The organism is Plantactinospora sp. DSM 117369 (assembly GCF_053764795.1).
On the sequence record NZ_CM132446.1, the window covers coordinates 8,494,589 to 8,510,236 of the forward strand.

The 15,648-nt window shown below is 71.1% G+C and carries 14 protein-coding genes and 2 pseudogenes; 10 read left to right on the forward strand and 6 right to left on the reverse strand.

Translation table 11 applies throughout. The features are described 5' to 3' along the window. Positions 1-2 precede the first annotated feature (2 nt). From ACSMXO_RS36310 to ACSMXO_RS36325, 4 genes are all read right to left on the reverse strand, one after another. Complete coding sequence (locus ACSMXO_RS36310; RefSeq protein WP_346260497.1) at positions 3-857, reverse strand: helix-turn-helix domain-containing protein; 855 nt, start codon at positions 855-857, stop codon at positions 3-5. Positions 858-1,116: 259 nt separating this feature from the next. Continuing rightward, positions 1,117-2,115: a sigma-70 family RNA polymerase sigma factor gene (locus ACSMXO_RS36315; RefSeq protein ID WP_455419394.1), complete on the reverse strand. Its 999-nt coding sequence runs from the start codon at positions 2,113-2,115 to the stop codon at positions 1,117-1,119. Between the two features lie 493 nt (positions 2,116-2,608). Continuing rightward, complete coding sequence (locus ACSMXO_RS36320; protein ID WP_455415487.1) at positions 2,609-3,685, reverse strand: N-acetylmuramic acid 6-phosphate etherase; 1,077 nt, start codon at positions 3,683-3,685, stop codon at positions 2,609-2,611. A gap of 150 nt (positions 3,686-3,835) precedes the next feature. After that, a complete protein-coding gene (locus ACSMXO_RS36325) occupies positions 3,836-4,744 on the reverse strand; it encodes a MurR/RpiR family transcriptional regulator (RefSeq protein ID WP_346260500.1) in 909 nt (302 codons plus the stop codon). Positions 4,745-5,192: 448 nt separating this feature from the next. Between ACSMXO_RS36325 and ACSMXO_RS36330 the strand changes: the two genes are divergently transcribed. Continuing rightward, complete coding sequence (locus tag ACSMXO_RS36330) at positions 5,193-5,900, forward strand: SDR family NAD(P)-dependent oxidoreductase (protein ID WP_455415488.1); 708 nt, start codon at positions 5,193-5,195, stop codon at positions 5,898-5,900. A 322-nt stretch (positions 5,901-6,222) separates the two neighbouring features. Here the strand turns inward: ACSMXO_RS36330 and ACSMXO_RS36335 are convergent. After that, positions 6,223-6,849, reverse strand: a pseudogene (locus tag ACSMXO_RS36335) (dTMP kinase); the annotation flags it as partial. A gap of 275 nt (positions 6,850-7,124) precedes the next feature. Between ACSMXO_RS36335 and ACSMXO_RS36340 the strand changes: the two are divergent. The 4 genes and pseudogenes from ACSMXO_RS36340 to ACSMXO_RS36355 form a co-directional block, all read left to right on the forward strand. Beyond that, positions 7,125-7,706, forward strand: a pseudogene (locus ACSMXO_RS36340) (nucleotidyltransferase); the annotation flags it as partial. 83 nt (positions 7,707-7,789) lie between these two features. Further along, positions 7,790-8,065 (forward strand): hypothetical protein, encoded by a 276-nt coding sequence (locus tag ACSMXO_RS36345; RefSeq protein WP_455415489.1) that lies wholly within the window; start codon positions 7,790-7,792, stop codon positions 8,063-8,065. Between the two features lie 13 nt (positions 8,066-8,078). Continuing rightward, positions 8,079-8,852 carry a metallophosphoesterase family protein gene (locus ACSMXO_RS36350; RefSeq protein WP_346260503.1) on the forward strand — a complete coding sequence of 258 codons (774 nt, stop codon included), beginning with the start codon at positions 8,079-8,081 and terminating at the stop codon, positions 8,850-8,852. 3 nt (positions 8,853-8,855) lie between these two features. Continuing rightward, a complete protein-coding gene (locus ACSMXO_RS36355) occupies positions 8,856-8,999 on the forward strand; it encodes a GPGG-motif small membrane protein (RefSeq protein ID WP_346260504.1) in 144 nt (47 codons plus the stop codon). A 176-nt stretch (positions 9,000-9,175) separates the two neighbouring features. On the opposite strand, the gene ACSMXO_RS36360 is transcribed toward ACSMXO_RS36355, so the two are convergent. Continuing rightward, positions 9,176-9,955, reverse strand: a complete 780-nt coding sequence (locus ACSMXO_RS36360) for a peptidoglycan DD-metalloendopeptidase family protein (protein WP_346260505.1) — start codon at positions 9,953-9,955, stop codon at positions 9,176-9,178. A gap of 127 nt (positions 9,956-10,082) precedes the next feature. Here ACSMXO_RS36360 and ACSMXO_RS36365 point away from each other — a divergent pair, with 127 nt between their 5' ends. The 5 genes from ACSMXO_RS36365 to ACSMXO_RS36385 all read left to right on the forward strand — a co-directional run bounded on the left by ACSMXO_RS36365 (position 10,083) and on the right by ACSMXO_RS36385 (position 15,595). Then, entirely contained in the window at positions 10,083-10,838 is a 756-nt protein-coding gene (locus ACSMXO_RS36365) for an HD domain-containing protein (protein WP_346260506.1), read from the forward strand. Between the two features lie 172 nt (positions 10,839-11,010). After that, positions 11,011-12,354 (forward strand): ABC transporter substrate-binding protein, encoded by a 1,344-nt coding sequence (locus ACSMXO_RS36370; protein WP_455415490.1) that lies wholly within the window; start codon positions 11,011-11,013, stop codon positions 12,352-12,354. Positions 12,355-12,430: 76 nt separating this feature from the next. After that, on the forward strand, positions 12,431-13,498 hold the full coding sequence (locus ACSMXO_RS36375; protein WP_346260508.1) for a carbohydrate ABC transporter permease: 1,068 nt from the start codon (positions 12,431-12,433) through the stop codon (positions 13,496-13,498). A gap of 1 nt (position 13,499) precedes the next feature. Next, positions 13,500-14,468 (forward strand): carbohydrate ABC transporter permease, encoded by a 969-nt coding sequence (locus tag ACSMXO_RS36380; RefSeq protein ID WP_346260509.1) that lies wholly within the window; start codon positions 13,500-13,502, stop codon positions 14,466-14,468. A 104-nt stretch (positions 14,469-14,572) separates the two neighbouring features. Continuing rightward, positions 14,573-15,595 carry a LacI family DNA-binding transcriptional regulator gene (locus tag ACSMXO_RS36385; RefSeq protein ID WP_455415491.1) on the forward strand — a complete coding sequence of 341 codons (1,023 nt, stop codon included), beginning with the start codon at positions 14,573-14,575 and terminating at the stop codon, positions 15,593-15,595. Positions 15,596-15,648: the final 53 nt, after the last annotated feature.

Below are 15,648 nucleotides of genomic sequence, written 5' to 3' on the forward strand. Positions count from 1 at the left end.
CCTCACGTCCAGAAGGCCGCCGTCTCCCTGAGCAGCCGCGCCGATTCTTTCCGCGACAACGCTGCCGCAACCAGGTGGTCGAAGGCAAGCGCGAAGGAGGCGATCTGGGCCGGCTCGTCGATGTAGAGCGCGCCGGTCCGATGTTCGGTGTAGACCAGGCCCGGATCGGTGGGCTCGGGAAAGCCGAGGATCGCGAACGGCCGGCCGAAGGCGGTGTACGCCGGGCTGCTGAACCGGACCACCCGCAGCTCGACGTGGGACCGTTCGGCCAGCACCGCCAGGTGGCCGAGCTGGTCGCGCATGACCGCTTCGTCGCCGACCCGGCAGCGCAGTACCGCCTCGCCGAGCACCACCCGCAGCCGCATCGGGTCGTGCTCGTGCAGCCGCCGTTGCCGGGCCAGCCGGAGCTCCACCTGCCGGGTCAGCTCCTCGGCCGGCGCGAGCGGCTGGGTGGACCGGATCAGCGCGGCGGCGTACGCCTCGGTCTGCAACAGCCCGGGCACCAGGTGGGTCTCCACGGTACGGATCTCGGTCGCCTCGGACTCCAGTCCGACGTACACCTCGAACCAGTCCGGGATCGCGCCGCCGTAGGTGACCCACCAGCCGCGTTGGGTCGACTGCTTGGCCAGGGTCGCCAGCACCTCGCGGGTACGCTCGTCGGCCACCCGGTAGATGTCGAGCAGGGCGAGGACGTCGCGGGTCCGGGTGGAGTGCTTTCCCGCCTCGATCCGGGAGATCTTGGCATCGGAGCACTTCATCCGCTGTGCGACCTGGAGAAGGGTGAGCTGCTCCCGTTCGCGCAGGCGACGCAGCTCGATGCCGAGCCGGCGACGCCGGGCGGTCGGACTGATCGGCACGGAGTCCTCCCCGGATTCCTCCGTCGGTGGTGGGCACGCCACCGTCCGGCCGGCGGCGCACCTCCCGACGCGAGCGGAACTCACTGTCGTGGTGCCGGTCACCCTAATGGTTGATGTTGGTACGGCGCTCCGCAGGCACCCGGCGTCCGGTCCCGGGTACGACGACGAGCGGCCGGCGTCCGATGTCGGACGCCGGCCGCTCGCCGGTTCGTCGAAGTTGCCGACCGCCGGCCTGCCGCCGGGAGTCAGCCCTGCCCGCTCAGGCCGCCTGTAGTCCCTCGGCCCGGGCCAGCTCACGCAGCCGGCCCAGTGCCTGGATCTCCAGCTGCCGGATCCGCTCCCGGGAGAGCGAGAACCGGGAGGCGACCTCGGTCAGCGAGTGCTCGCGGCCGTCCTCCAGGCCGTACCGGGCCCGCATGATCCCGGCCGACCGGTCGTCGAGGTGGTTCAACAGGCCCTCGATGCGCTGCCGCTCCAGGCCGGTGAGCACGATCTCCTCCGGCGACGGGGCGTCGCTGTCCGCGACCAGGTCACCGAGGTTGGTGTCCCCGTCGTCACCGACCGGAGTGTCCAGCGAGACGGTGTCCTGCGACCAGCGGACCAGCTCGTGCACCCGCTCCACCGGCACGCCCAGCGCCGCCGCGATCTGCTCCGGCTCCGGGTCGCTGCCCAGCTCACGGGTGAGCTGGCGGGCCACGTTGCGCATCCGGTTGACGTCCTCGACCAGGTGCACGGGCAGCCGTACGGTGCGCTCCTGCTGAGCGATCGCTCGGCTGATCGCCTGCCGGATCCACCACGTCGCGTACGTCGAGAACTTGTAGCCCCGCTCGTAGTCGAACTTCTCGACCGCTCGGACCAGACCGGTGTTGCCCTCCTGGATCAGGTCCAGCATCGGCATCCCGGAGCGGACGTACCGGCGGGCGATGGAGACGACCAGCCGGAGGTTGGCCCGGATGAAGAGGTCCTTCGCCCGCTCCCCCTCGACCACCAGCCGCTCCAGCTCCGCGCGGCTGACGCCGACCGGGAGCTTCTCGGAGTCGATCAGGTGCTCAGCGTAGAGGCCAGCCTCGATGGCCTTGGAGAGGTCGACCTCGGCGGCGGCGTCGAGCAGCGGTGTGCGGGAGATCTCGTGCAGGTACACGCCGACCAGGTCGCGCTCCTCGGCGACCTCGTCGGTCCGCATCACGATCTTCTTCTCCACGTTCCCCACGGTCCCCTCGTCGTTACTCCCGGTGGCCCGGGTTCCTGCTCCTGCCATCCCCACGTTCATCAGCCCTCCCCGTAACTTCCGCTGTGCCCCGCGGTGCTGACACCTACACAACAGTTGAGACGCGTTAGGGATTCCATCTGGTGAGTCGAAAGTGTCACGAATGCCTGAGTAGTTGCTGAAAGCACGATCGACGTTTGCTGTCAGTCGTCTCGATCGGGGCATGTCGGAGCCGGCGATACCGCAGCTACGGGGCCTGCGACGGCTCTACACCGGCTATCGCATCATCGCCACACAACGACACACAGCGATCCACGTCACCAGGTTGCTGCGATACTCGTCACGCTTCGATATACGCACGGCGCGGCCAGTCGGTTCATCCCGCCGCCCCAGGGTTACCCCTCCGCCTGCCCAACAATCCGGAGCCCGGAGATAGTCCCGGGCCGGTACGTCGGGTCCCCGACACTCCCGGCGCCGCCCTCCGCAGGTCGGGCTGGGCCGGCCGGAAACCGGACTCCGGGGGCGTCGGCCGACGCCCCGGGAGTCAGCCGGCGAGCAGGGCGATCGCGCCGCGTACCTGGTTCGCCGAGCGATCCAGCGCGGCCCGGGCGTCGGCGGGGGCGGCACCGGACAGCAGCGACACCAGAGCGGCCTTCAGGTCACCGTCGGCCTCGGTCAGCGCGTGCTGTGCGACCTCCTCGGCACAGCCGGTCGCCTCCACGAGGATCGAGATCATCCGTCCCCGCAGTTTCGCGTTGGTGGCGACCATGTCGATCATCAGGTTTGAGTAGACCCGCCCCAGCCGCACCATCACGGCGGTGGAAAACCCGTTCAGCACCAGTTTCTGTGCGGTCGCGGCCTTCATCCGCGTCGAACCGGTAACCACCTCCGGGCCGGTCTCGACCCCGATGAACACGGTCACCGACCGGGCCGCCGCAGCGCCCGGATCGGCACAGATGAGCGCGGTGTCCGCGCCCAGGTCGGTCGCCGCGCGCAGCGCCCCGAGCACGTACGGGGTACGCCCGCTGGCGGCCAGGCCGACCACGAGGTCACCGGGGCGTACGCAGGACCGCGCCTCCTCGGCACCGCCGGCCTCGTCGTCCTCGGCATCCTCGACGGCCCGCCACATCGCGTCCGGCCCACCCGCCAGGTGGGCGCAGAACCAGCGGTCCGGAGCGTTGAAGGTGGGCGCCAGCTCGGCGGCGTCGAGCACACCGAGCCGTCCCGAGGTGCCCGCGCCGAAGTAGTGCACCCGGCGCCCGGACCGGAGCGCCGTCACGGCCAACTCGACCGCCACGGCGATCTCGTCCAGCACCTTCGCCACCGCGGCCGGTACCCGCCGGTCGTCCTCGTTGATCACCTTCAGGACGTCCCGGACGGACATCACGTCCAGGTCGAGACTGCGCGGGTTGCGCAGCTCGGTCGGGGAACTGACCCGGACCACCGCCCGCGGCTCCCGCCCCTCGGCCACGCCCGCCGTCGGGCCGGGGTCTCCGGGCCGCCCGCCGCCGTCCTCCGGCCGGTGGCCGGGCCCGGTCGGCGGGTAAGAGGACCCCGCGTCGGAATCCGGACGCGGGGTGGCGGCGGGTAGCGCACCGGGCTCGACCCGTCCGGCCGTCATGTCCGCCCCCCAGCGCCTCGGCCACCCCAGAGTCCGTGACTCACACCGCCGCCTCGCCTCGGCCAGAGCCCGTGCCTCATACCGTCGCCTCGCCGCGCACGGCGCCGCATCGCGACACCGTCACGCCGGACCGGCCGGTCCGCCCGCTTCTCATGCCCGCCTCCCCTTGACCCGGTGCGGGAGCACCGCTTCGGCGGTGACCTCAAGTGCCCTCTTGGCTCTGGCCCGGTTACGCGCCGCGACCCCGACGAAGAGGCAGTCGACCACCGTCAACTGGGCGAGCCGGCTGGCCATCGCGCCGGACCGGTACGTCGTCTCCCGGGCCGCCGTGGTGAGCACGTAGTCCGCGACATCGGTGATCGGCGACCGTGGGAAGTTGGTCAGCGCGACCGTGGTCGCCCCCCGGGCCCGCGCCTGCTCCAGCACCTCGATCGCGTCCAGCGTGGTGCCGGTGTGCGAGATGCCCATCGCCACGTCGCCCTTGCCGAGCAGAGCCGCCGAGGTCAGCGCGGTGTGCACGTCCGGAAAGTAGAACGCGGTCCGGCCGATCCGGTGCAGTTTCTGCTGGAAGTCGGAGGCGACGAAACCGCTCGCCGCAGCGCCGTAGATGTCGACCCGGCCGGCACCGCTGATCGCCTCGACCACCTGCTCGCAGACCGCCGCGTCGAGCTGCTCCGCGGTCTCCTCGACCGCCCGGGCGTCACTGAAGGCGATGGTCGCGATGATCTGTGCCAGGTCGGCGCCGGGCGGGATGTCGCCGCCGACGACCCGGGCGTCCGGCGGCTCCACCCGGCGGGCCGCCTCGGCGGCGAGCCGGATCCGCAGTTGCGGGTAGCCGTCCATGCCGACCGACCGGCAGAACCGGATGACGGTGGCCTCGGAGGTCTCGGCGGCGGTCGCGAGGTCTGTGATGGTCCGGCGAGCGGCGTCGGCGGGATCCGCCACGACGAGTCTGGCGACCCGTTGCTCGGCGGGCGACAGCGACGGGAGCAGGCCGCTGATATGGACAATCAGCCCACCTGTCTCGTGACTCGCAGAAACCTTCGCAGTCTTCACCACGGATGAAACTTACTTTCACGGAGGCGGGAGCGTCAACCGTGACGCGCTACACCTGCGAAAGTACGCCCAACGGGTGGGAAATTGCGGCCGGTCCGGCCAGCCGAGCGTGCCATTCCCACCACACCTTCGTCTCGGCAGGGTCACCGAGCCCGCAACGCTGGACGGCATCCGGGTGAATAGTCATCCATCGATAGGCTACCGGAGTGGCCCCGGCGGCGGGCTGGAAACCCGGGCGGAAACCGGTGCCCGACGGGCACGGGACCCGCTGCCCACCGTACGACGGGGCGGCGCGTCCGGGCCGGACGGGCGGCTCGGGCCTGGGTGCCACCGGGTGGTGGAGCCGATCCGGGTTGTCCAGATCGGACCGTCCGTCCCGCGGGTGGTCACCGGGCGTGGCTTGGGGTGGTGTGCCGGCGACCCGCCCGGCGCTGCCGATAGCGTGGCAGGCATGGCGGATCGCACTGTGTTCATCAGCGGCGGGGCGGGCGGGCTCGGCGGGGCGGTCACCGCCGCATTCGTCTCGTCCGGGTGGCGGGTGGTCGTACCCGTACGGCCGGCCGGCCGGGCGGAACCGGCGCCCCTCCCCGGCGAGGCGGGTGACGGGGTGCTGCGGGTAGCGGCGGACCTCAGCGATCCGGAACAGGTCGCGGCAGCGGTCGAGGTGGCCGGCGGTACCGCCGGGGCGCCGTTGCGGGCGGTGGTGAACCTGGCCGGCGGGTACGCGGCCGGCGGCCTGGTGCACGAGACCCCGGTCGCCGACTTCGAACAGATGATCGTCCGCAACCTGCGCCCGACCTACCTGGTCACCCGGACCGCGCTGCCGTACCTGCTGGAGGCCGGCGGCGGATCGGTGGTCTGCGTCTCCTCCCGGGCGGCGCTCGCCCCGTTCCCCGGTGCCGCCGGCTACGTCACCGCGAAGGCGGCGGTACTCGCCTTCGCCTCGGCGGTAGCCGTGGAATACCGGCAGTCGGGCGTGCGGTGCAACACCGTGCTGCCGAGTGTCATCGACACGCCGGCCAACCGGGCGGCGCAGCCCAGCGCGGACCACTCCCGTTGGGTGGCCCCGGCGGAGATCGCCGGGGTGATCCGCTTCCTGGCCAGTGACGAGTCGGCGCCGACGAGCGGTGCGACGATACCGGTGTACGGCCGGGCCTGACCGACCCGGCCCCGGCCGGCTCGCCCCCGTCCGGTCCGGACGACCGGGTGGCCGGATCCGGCGTACCCAGCGGATCCGGGGCACCCCGCGAGCCGGTCGGGTCGAGTGCGCCCGCCGGGTCCGGTGAGCCGGTCGGGTCGGGTGGACCGGTGCCGGCCGAGCCGGTCGGGGCGGTCTCGGCGAGGTCCGGGACACCGACGGTCGATGCCGCTTCCGGGGCCGGCCCGGGACCGGAGTCCGCGACGCCCGGCACGGGGCCGGATCCGCCGGACGGTACCGGCGGCGGGCTGCCGAACCCGGGCGGTCGGCGGTCGGCCGGCAGCCAGTCCCGCACACCGGCCTGGATCGCCCGGGTCACCTCGTCCGGGGAGCGGTTGGCGTCCACCACCACGAACCCGGCGAACTCCGGCAGCGAGCGGTACGCCGCCGCTCCGGCGGCCAGGTAGGTGATGTCCTCGTGGTCGGTGCCCCGGGCCTCGATCCGCCGGTACGCCTCACCCGGGTCCACCGCGAGCAGGATGGTGATGTCGGGCGGGGGGAAGATCCGGTACAGCAGCCGGGCGAGGGTCTCCCAGCGACGCCCGCCGCCGTGCGCCCGGATGCTGGCGTACTGGCAGACCGAGTAGCGGTCCATCACGGCGACCTGGGAGCGGAGCCGGGAGCGGAGCAGCGCCCGCGCGATGGCCAGCCAACGCAGCCCCGACTCGGCCAGCAGCATCCCGTCCCGGCCCAGCAGGCGCTGGGCGTCCCGCCGGCCCAGTTTGCGAGCCAGCCGGCCGAACCACCGCCGCCCGCCGGCGTTCTGCCAGTACGTCGCCGGTATGCCGGCCTCGGTCAACGCGTCCGCCAGCCGGTGCGCCTGGGTGGTCTTGCCCGAGCCGTCGATTCCGACCAGGGCCACGGCCCGCAGCCGTCCCCCGTTCCGCCGCTCCTGGAGAGTTCGGGCCACGCTCAGCAACGGTACCCGGCCCGCGCAGCCCCCCGGCCCGACAAAGCCGCCGCCGTCCGGGCTGTGCGGGATGAGCCGTTCCGGCCGGCCCGTCCCGCGGGCCTGGCCACGCTCTCCGTGCCGGTACGTCCGGTTCCCGCTCAGGCCGTGCCGGTTCCCGCTCGGGGCCACCGCCACCGGATCCCGGCCCAGGTGTGAAGGAACGAAGTGCCGGGTACCGGTAAATCTCCACCCCATTGACCAGATGCCCAATGATCACCGACACGGGAGACCCGATGGATCACCGCGGCGACGAGACCCTTCTTGCCACCCTCAAGCGGGTCGCCGCCGTCCTGAAGCAGTCCGAGATCCCCTTCGCGCTGGGTGGCAGCTTCGCGGTGTACGCGCACGGCGGCCACTCCAGCGACCACGACGTCGACTTCCTCATCCGCGAGCAGGACACCGAGCGCGCCCTGGAGGCGCTCGTCGAGGCCGGCTTCACCGCCGAGCGCCCCCCGGAGGACTGGCTGGTCAAGGTCTGGGACAACGACCGGATGGTGGATCTGATACATCGGCCGATCGAGACCCCGGTCACCGACGAGACCTTCCGGGACACCGTGGTACGCCCGGTCGACGCCATCCACATGCCGGTGCTGTCGGCCACCCATCTGATGGTGCACAAGCTGCTCAGCTTCTCGCAGCACTACTGCGACTTCGCCCGTGGACTGCCGCTGGCCCGCTCGCTGCGGGAACAGATCGACTGGGACCGGGTACGCAAGGAGACGGCGCACTCCCCGTACGCCGAGGCCTTCCTGGTGCTGCTGGACCGGCTGGACGTGGTGCCCTACTCGCCGGCCGGCGAGGAGAAGCGCTACCCGGCCGGCGAGCAGAAGCGCTACTCCTCCTCGGCCGGGGAGGAGGAGGGAATGACCGGCATGGACGAGCGGAGCGAGGTGGCGACATGAACCAGCGCGGCACGGCGGGCACCGAGCCGCCCGACGACTATCTGGAGGCGGCTATCCAGCGCCTGCTCACCGAACGCACCGAGATCGCCGAACAGGGCATCACGGTGACCCGCCGGGACCACTCGGTGGTGCTCTGCGGCGAGGTGGAGAGCGCGCAGCGCCGCGAGGAGATCCTCCGCCTGGTGCTGGAGCAATTCCCCGAGGTGCCGGTGACGGTCGACATCGGACTGATCCGTACCCAGGCGCCGACCGAGGTGGAGGAGCTGCGGTGAGGGAGGCGACGACATGGTGATCCGGATCGCGGCGGTCGGCGACGTGCACCTGGACCAGGACGTGGTCGGGCGGTTCCGGCCGGCTCTGGAACAGTTGCCGGACAGTGCCGACGTCCTGCTGCTGGCCGGTGACCTGACCAGGCATGGCACCGAGTCCGAGGCCCGCTGCGTGGCGACCGAGTTCGGCAACCTCGGCGTACCGGTGGTCGCGGTGCTCGGCAACCACGACCACCACTGCGACGAGGTGCCGGCGGTGATCCGGGTGCTGGAGGACGCCGGCATCCTGGTGCTGGAGGGCACCAACGTGGTGCTGGAGTGCTCCGGGGTGCGGCTCGGCATCGCCGGCGCGAAGGGCTTCGGCGGCGGCTTCGCCGGCAGGTGCGCCAGCGAGTTCGGCGAACCGGAGATGAAGGCCTTCGTCCGGACCACCAGCGCCATCGCCGACCAGCTCGGCGAGGCGTTGCGCGAGATGGACTGCGACGTACGGGTGGCGCTGACCCACTACGCCCCGGTGCCCGACACCCTGGCCGGAGAGCCGCCGGAGATCTATCCGTTCCTCGGCTCGTACCTGCTCGGTCAGGCCATCGACTCGGCGCCGACCGAACTGGCCCTGCACGGGCACGCGCACGCCGGCAGCGAGCGGGGCACCACCCCGGGCGGGGTACGGGTCCGCAACGTCGCGCACCCGGTGATCAAGCAGGCGTACAGCGTGTTCCACCTGCACCCGCCCTTCGCCGGAGCCACCGCCGGCAAGGTTTCCGCGATCAGCGCCGGGGGTAGTTCCTGAGCCATGGAATTTTTGCTCTGGATCCTCGCGGTTGTACTGGTGGTCGCCGGTGTGCTGGCACTGTTCCGGCGGCAGATCCTCTGGGGCGTCGTGCTCATCATCGTCGGTCTGCTCGTCGGCCCCGGCGGCGTCAGCCTCTTCAGCTGACGCGAGGCCGACGTTGGCGCAGCGCCGGCCCTGCATCGCTGAAGAATCCCTGTCCGTACCGAAGAACCCCCGACAGGCAAGCCGGGGCGCCGCGCCCGGGTCTCCCTCTCTCCCCTGGACGACCCGGGCCCGGCGTCCCGGCGATCTGTCTTCTCCGGCCTACCGGCGACCGCCGCTCAACACCGTGGTACGCCGGGGATGAAGCCGTCGTAGCCGGTCAGGACGTAGGCGTCGGAGATGAACCGGCCGGTCCCGATCCGGTCCCAGATGTTGCTGGTGCCGTAGGTGCCGGTCACCGTCGTACCGGTGGTCTGACAGTAGATGGTGACTCCCGCCCCGTCGGCGACCGTACCGACCGAGGAGTAGCCGGTGCCGGGGCCGGACCGGACGGTCAGCGGACTGCCCGCGGTGTTCACCGTGCCGGATCCGGTGCTCCCGCCCGAGCAGGCGTTGTCGCTGGTGTAGGTGCGGGTGCCCCAGTAGAGCGCCAGCGTGCCGTTGAACCGCACCTGGATGTCTGAACCGTTGAGCCGCTGTTCGTAGTGCAGGTGCGGGCCGGTGGAGCCGCCGGTGGTGCCGACGTACCCGATCACGGTGCCGTAGCCGACGGTCCGCCCGACGGCCGTGTTGAAGCTGTTCAGGTGGGCGTAGTAGGTCGTGTACCCGCTGCCGTGGTTGATCCGGACGTACTTCCCGTAGCTGGTGTTGCCGAGGTCGGCGACGACGTCGACGGTGCCGGGGGCGCTGGCCACCACCGGGTCGCCCTGGTCGTCGGTGCGGTTGAAGTCGACGGCGTACGCCGGGCTGTGGTTGGTCCGGGTCTGCCCGGACCAGGACTGGCCGCACGGGAACGGCACCTTGAAGGTGGGTGCGGCGGCGGCCGGCGAGGCCGGCACCAGCACCGCGGCGGCCAGCAGCAGGCCGGCACCGACGGAAGCGGACAGGCGGAAGCGCACGATGACCTCCCATGGCGAAAGTTTTCCATGTGTGAATCGATCGTGGCAGAAAACTTCAGCAAGTGGAAGAGCGGAACCGGGCCCGGGAGGACCCGCCGGTGGGGCCGATCCGGTATACCTGGACGACATGGCCTCGCCGACGTACCTGAAGAGCATGCCGCTGCACGCCGTGACCGAGGTCTACGGCGAAGCCGGCCTGCGGGACCGGTTCCGGCTGGAGGCCGAGCGCTTCACCCCGGCGGAGCAGACCCGGCTGGCAGCGGCGCTGGACCTCGCCGGCACGCTGCACCGCGACGACCGCCGGGTCCGCGAGCCCTACCTCAACCACCTGCTCCGGGTGGCCATCCGGATCATCTGCTACTACTCGGTGACCGACGTCGACGTGATCGTGGCGGCGCTGCTGCACGACGCGGTGGAGGACCACCCGGCGGAACTCGCCGGCCTGCCCGCCGGGACGACCGGGCCGGCGGCCACCGAGGCGGCGCTGGCCGAGGCGGCCCGGCGGTTCAACCCCCGGGTCGCCCGGCTGATCGCGGCGGTCACCAACCCGGAGTACGACCCCGACCGCGACCGGGACGAGCAGTACCGCGCGCACCTGGCGGTGAGCCTGGACCGGGAGCCCTGGGCCCGGGTGATCAAGGTGTCCGACTTCACCGACAACGGCGTGGGGGTCATCCACACCACCGGCGACAAGGTGCACCGCTCGGCCCGGAAATACCGGCCCCTGGTGCCGCTCTTCCGTGACCTGGTCACCCGGCCGGACACCCCGCTGGCCGCCGAGGCCCGGGCACACATCCTCGGCCAGCTCGACCTGGCCGAGCAGCGCTTCGCCGCGATCCTCGACGAGCCCGAGGCCGTACCGGCGGCCCCCGCGTCCGAGTAGCCGGGCGGCGTCCGGCCGGCCCGGCGGTTGAGGTCGGGTTTCCGAATCGTTACGGCCTCGTGGCTCGCCGGGGCTGGACGACTATGGCTGCAAGCGCTTACATGTGGTGACGCCCATAGGCCGGCTCGGTAGCCAACAGGCAATCGGCACGCCGGCACGAAAGGAGGACGGCATGGCGGTCCAGTCCAGACCACGCCAGGCCTTCGCGATCGCCAGTGTGTTGGCCTTGGCACTTGGCGCCACCGCCTGTTCCGGCGACAGTGAGAGCGGGCTCGACCCCGACTCGGCGGAGTGCGCACCGTACTCGGCCTACCAGGGTCACGACGGCGAGAGCGTTTCCATCTACGCGTCGATCCGGGACGCCGAGGCCGACCTGCTGCGGCAGTCGTGGAAGCAGTTCGAGGACTGCACCGGCATCGAGATCGACTACGACGGCAGCGGCGAGTTCGAGGCCCAGCTCCAGGTGCAGGTCGACGGCGGTAACCCGCCCGACCTGGCCTTCATCCCGCAGCCCGGGCTGCTCGCCCGGTTCGCCCAGGCCAACAAGCTCAAGCCGATGACGGCGGAGCAGAAGACGTTGGCCGAGGCCAACTACCCGGCCGACTGGCTGAAGTACGCCACCGTCGGCGGGCAGCTCTACGGCACCCCGCTCGGCGCGAACGTGAAGTCCTTCGTCTGGTACTCGCCGAAGGCGTTCGCCGAGAAGGGCTACCAGGTGCCGACCACCTGGCAGCAGTTGATGGAGCTGAGCGACAAGATCGCGGCGACGAACCAGAAGCCCTGGTGCGTCGGGCTGGAGTCGGGCGACGCCACCGGATGGCCGGCGACCGACTGGATCGAGGACCTGATGCTGCGTACGCAGACGCCGGAGGTCTACGACCAGTGGACCACCCACGGCATCCCGTTCAACGACCCCCGGGTGCTCCAGGCCGTCGACCAGGCGGGTCAGGTCCTGAAGAACCCGAAGTACGTCAACGGCGGCTACGGTGACGTGAAGAGCCTGACCACCACCCCGTTCCAGGAGGGTGGCCTGCCGATCCTCCAGGGCCAGTGCTCGATGCACCGGCAGGCGAACTTCTACGCCAACTACCTGCCGAAGGGCACCAAGATCGGCCCGGACGGCGACATCTACGCCTTCTACTTCCCGGCGGTCGACCCGGCCAAGGGCAAGCCGGTACTCGGCGGCGGCGAGTTCACCGTCGCCTTCACCGACGGCCCGGCGGTGCAGGCCGTCCGGCAGTACCTGATGACCGGCGAGTACGCCAACTCCCGGGCCGGACTGGGCAACTGGATCACGCCGAACAACAAGCTCGACGTCAGCAAGGTCCAGCAGGCGGTCGACAAGCTCTCGATGGAGGTCCTGCTCGACAAGAGCGCGGTCTTCCGGTTCGACGGCTCCGACCTGATGCCCGCCGCCGTCGGCTCCGGCACCCTCTGGAAGGGCATGATCGACTGGGTCAACGGCAAGGACACCAAGAGCACCCTCGACTTCGTCGAAGGCTCCTGGCCGAAGTGACACCCCGACGGTCCGGCCCGCGCCACTGCGGGCCGGACCGTTCGGCTTCCCGAACGTCTTGGCGTTGGAGGCGCTGATGGATTTCGCCGACGAGGCACCAAAGCTGCTGATGCTGCTCTACGGCCTGATCGCCTTCGCGGTCGTGGTCGGCGGACTGCTCGTGCTGCTCGACGTCGTACCCAACTGGTTCGCCCGGCGCCGCGAGGCGGCCCTGATCGCGGCCTCGGCGCAGGGCTCGGCGGTCGCCGCCGGTCCCCGGCCGCGCCGCCGGTCGGTGGCGAACCGCCCGGAGGGCGCGCTCGCGCTCTTCTTCCTGCTGCCCACCCTGGCACTGCTCACGATCGGCCTGGTCGTACCGGCCGTCCGGACCACCATCCTGTCCTTCATGGACGGTGGCAGCAACAACTGGGTCGGGCTGGCCAACTACCGGTGGATGTTCGCCCAGGACGAGATCTTCGGCATCCTCACCAACACCCTGATCTGGGTGGTCCTGGTGCCGCTGGTGGCCACCACCATCGGGCTGCTCTACGCCGTCCTGGTCGACCGGGCCCGGTTCGAGGCGGCGGCCAAGGCGCTGATCTTCATGCCGATGGCGATCTCGTTCGTCGGCGCCAGCATCATCTGGAAGTTCGTCTACGCCTACCGCTCCGGCGAGTACGACCAGATCGGCCTGCTCAACCAGGTCTGGGTGATGCTCGGCGGCGAGCCGCAGCAGTGGCTCAACAACCCCCCGCTGAACACCCTGCTGCTGATCGTGATCATGATCTGGATCCAGGCCGGCTTCGCGATGGTGGTGCTCTCGGCCGCGATCAAGGCGATCCCGGCCGACGTCGTCGAGGCGGCCCGGCTGGACGGGGTGAACCCCTGGCAGATGTTCTGGCAGATCACCCTGCCGAGCATCCGGCCGGCCCTGATCGTCGTGGTGGTCACGGTCTCGATCGCCACGCTCAAGGTCTTCGACATCGTCCGGACCACCACCAACGGCAACTTCGACACCGGCGTGATCGCCAACGAGATGTACAACCAGGCGTTCCGGTTCGGCCAGACCGGCCAAGGGTCGGCGCTGGCCGTCTTCCTCTTCGTCCTGGTGATCCCGATCGTGATCTACCAGGTCCGCAACCTGCGCAAGCAGCGGGAGGCATGAGATGACCACCACGACCCCTCCCGCGCTGGCCGGTACGCAGTCCGTCGCCACCCCGCCGGTCACCCGGGCCGCCCGGGTACGCCGCCGGCTCAACAACCCGTTCGCCACCGCCGCGTCGATCCTGATCGCGGTGCTCTGGACGGTGCCCACCTTCGGGCTGTTCGTCTCGTCGTTCCGGCCCGAGGACGAGATCAAGACCACCGGCTGGTGGACGGCGTTCACCAACCCGCAGTTCACCCTGGAGAACTACCAGGAGGTGCTCTTCGGCCGCTCGGCCTCCTCCGGGCAGCTCGCCGGCTACTTCATCAACTCGCTGGTGATCACGATCCCGTCGGTGCTCTTCCCGCTGGCCTTCGCCGCGCTGGCCGCGTACGCGCTGGCCTGGATCAACTTCAAGGGGCGGGACTGGATCTACATCGCCGTCTTCGCGTTGCAGATCGTGCCGTTGCAGATGGCGCTGGTACCGCTGCTCAGCTTCTTCTCCGAGGGGGTCAGCCTGGGCGGCGTCGAGCTGATGCCGGCGTGGAACCTCGACGACGAGGAGAAGTTCGTCCAGGTCTGGTTCGCACACACCTGCTTCGCGCTGCCGGTCGCCGTCTTCCTGCTGCACAACTTCATCTCGCAGCTTCCGAAGGACCTGATGGAGGCGGCCCGGGTGGACGGCGCCACCCATCCGAAGATCTTCCGCTCCATCGTGCTGCCGCTGATCGTGCCGGCGCTGGCCGCGTTCGGCATCTTCCAGTTCCTCTGGGTCTGGAACGACCTGCTGGTGGCGCTGATCTTCGCCGGTGGTGGCAGCGAGACGGCACCGCTGACCGTACGCCTGGCCGAGCTGGCCGGTACCCGGGCCAACGAGTGGCAACGGCTCACCTCGGGCGCGTTCATCTCGATCGTCGTACCGCTGATCGTGTTCCTGTCCCTCCAGCGCTTCTTCGTGCGTGGCCTGCTCGCCGGCGGCGTCAAGGGCTGACCGGCCGTCGCGGGTCGACGGCCGCCGGGCGGGCGGACCGCCCGGCGGCCGGGACCCGGACCCGGCAGCCGTGGCCGGCGGTACGGCCGGATCAGGATGGCACCGTGACCACCATCGACGACGTGGCCCGGCTGGCGGGGGTCTCCACCGCCACCGTCTCCCGGGCGCTGCGCGGGTTGCCGACGGTCTCCGAGTCGACCCGGATCCGGGTCCTGCTCGCCGCCGAGCAACTCGACTACACCGTGTCGCCCAGCGCCTCCCGGCTGGCCGGCGGCAAGACCGGCACCGTCGCCGTGATCGTCCCCCGGATCACCCCCTGGTTCGTCGGTGCCGTGGTGGAGGCCGCCGAGGAGGTCCTGCACGCCGCCGGGTACGACCTGCTGCTCTACAACATCGGCGGCCGGGAGCACGCCCGGACGCGCCTGCTGAAGTCCAACCTGCCCAAGCGGGTCGACGCGGTGATGCTGGTGGCGACGCCGATGCGCGCCGACGACCTGGCCACGATCGCCAGCCTGGCGCTGCCGGGCGTCACGGTCAGCTCCGGCGTGGTGGTGCCGGGCTGGCCGAGCATCCGGATCGACGACCAGGCGGCCGGCCGGACCGCCACCGAGCACCTGCTGAGCCTCGGTCACCGGCGGATCGCCTGCGTCTGGGGCGACCCGGACGACGAGTTCGCGCATCCCGCCCACCTGGAGCGGCACCGCGGCTACCGGGAGGCGCTCGGGGCCGCCGGCATCAGCCCCGATCCCCGGCTCGAGATCGAGGTCCGGGCGGACGCCGAGGGGGGCCGGGCGGCCACCGAACGGCTGATCGCGCAGGGCGAGCTGCCCACGGCGATCTTCGCGAGCTGTAACGAGCTGGCGATGGGTGTGCTGATCGCGCTGCGGATGGCCGGAGTCCGGGTGCCGCAGCAGGTCAGCGTGATCGGCATCGACGACCACGACCTGGCCGGCGCGTTCGGCCTGACCACCGTGGCCCAGCCCGCGGCCGAACAGGGCCGGCTCGCCGCCGCTACGCTGCTGGGCCCGCTGGCCGGCCGGGCCCGGACCGGGGAGGAGCCGGCCCCGGTGATCCTGCCCGCCCGGCTCGTCGTACGCGATTCGACCGGTCCGGCTCGGGAGGACTGAACCTCGATCCCCGGGAAGACCGGGGAAGACCGTACCTCGAACCCCGGGAAGGG

Bases quoted from the DNA above. Each gene is read 5' to 3' on its own strand.
- ACSMXO_RS36370 (WP_455415490.1), top strand. From the start codon at position 11,011: ATGGCGGTCCAGTCCAGACCACGCCAGGCCTTCGCGATCGCCAGTGTG.
- ACSMXO_RS36320 (WP_455415487.1), bottom strand. From the start codon at position 3,685: ATGACGGCCGGACGGGTCGAGCCCGGTGCGCTACCCGCCGCCACCCCG.
- ACSMXO_RS36380 (WP_346260509.1), top strand. From the start codon at position 13,500: ATGACCACCACGACCCCTCCCGCGCTGGCCGGTACGCAGTCCGTCGCC.
- ACSMXO_RS36330 (WP_455415488.1), top strand. From the start codon at position 5,193: ATGGCGGATCGCACTGTGTTCATCAGCGGCGGGGCGGGCGGGCTCGGC.
- ACSMXO_RS36350 (WP_346260503.1), top strand. From the start codon at position 8,079: ATGGTGATCCGGATCGCGGCGGTCGGCGACGTGCACCTGGACCAGGAC.
- ACSMXO_RS36315 (WP_455419394.1), bottom strand. From the start codon at position 2,115: ATGGCAGGAGCAGGAACCCGGGCCACCGGGAGTAACGACGAGGGGACC.
- ACSMXO_RS36365 (WP_346260506.1), top strand. From the start codon at position 10,083: ATGGCCTCGCCGACGTACCTGAAGAGCATGCCGCTGCACGCCGTGACC.
- ACSMXO_RS36375 (WP_346260508.1), top strand. From the start codon at position 12,431: ATGGATTTCGCCGACGAGGCACCAAAGCTGCTGATGCTGCTCTACGGC.
- ACSMXO_RS36355 (WP_346260504.1), top strand. From the start codon at position 8,856: ATGGAATTTTTGCTCTGGATCCTCGCGGTTGTACTGGTGGTCGCCGGT.
- ACSMXO_RS36345 (WP_455415489.1), top strand. From the start codon at position 7,790: ATGAACCAGCGCGGCACGGCGGGCACCGAGCCGCCCGACGACTATCTG.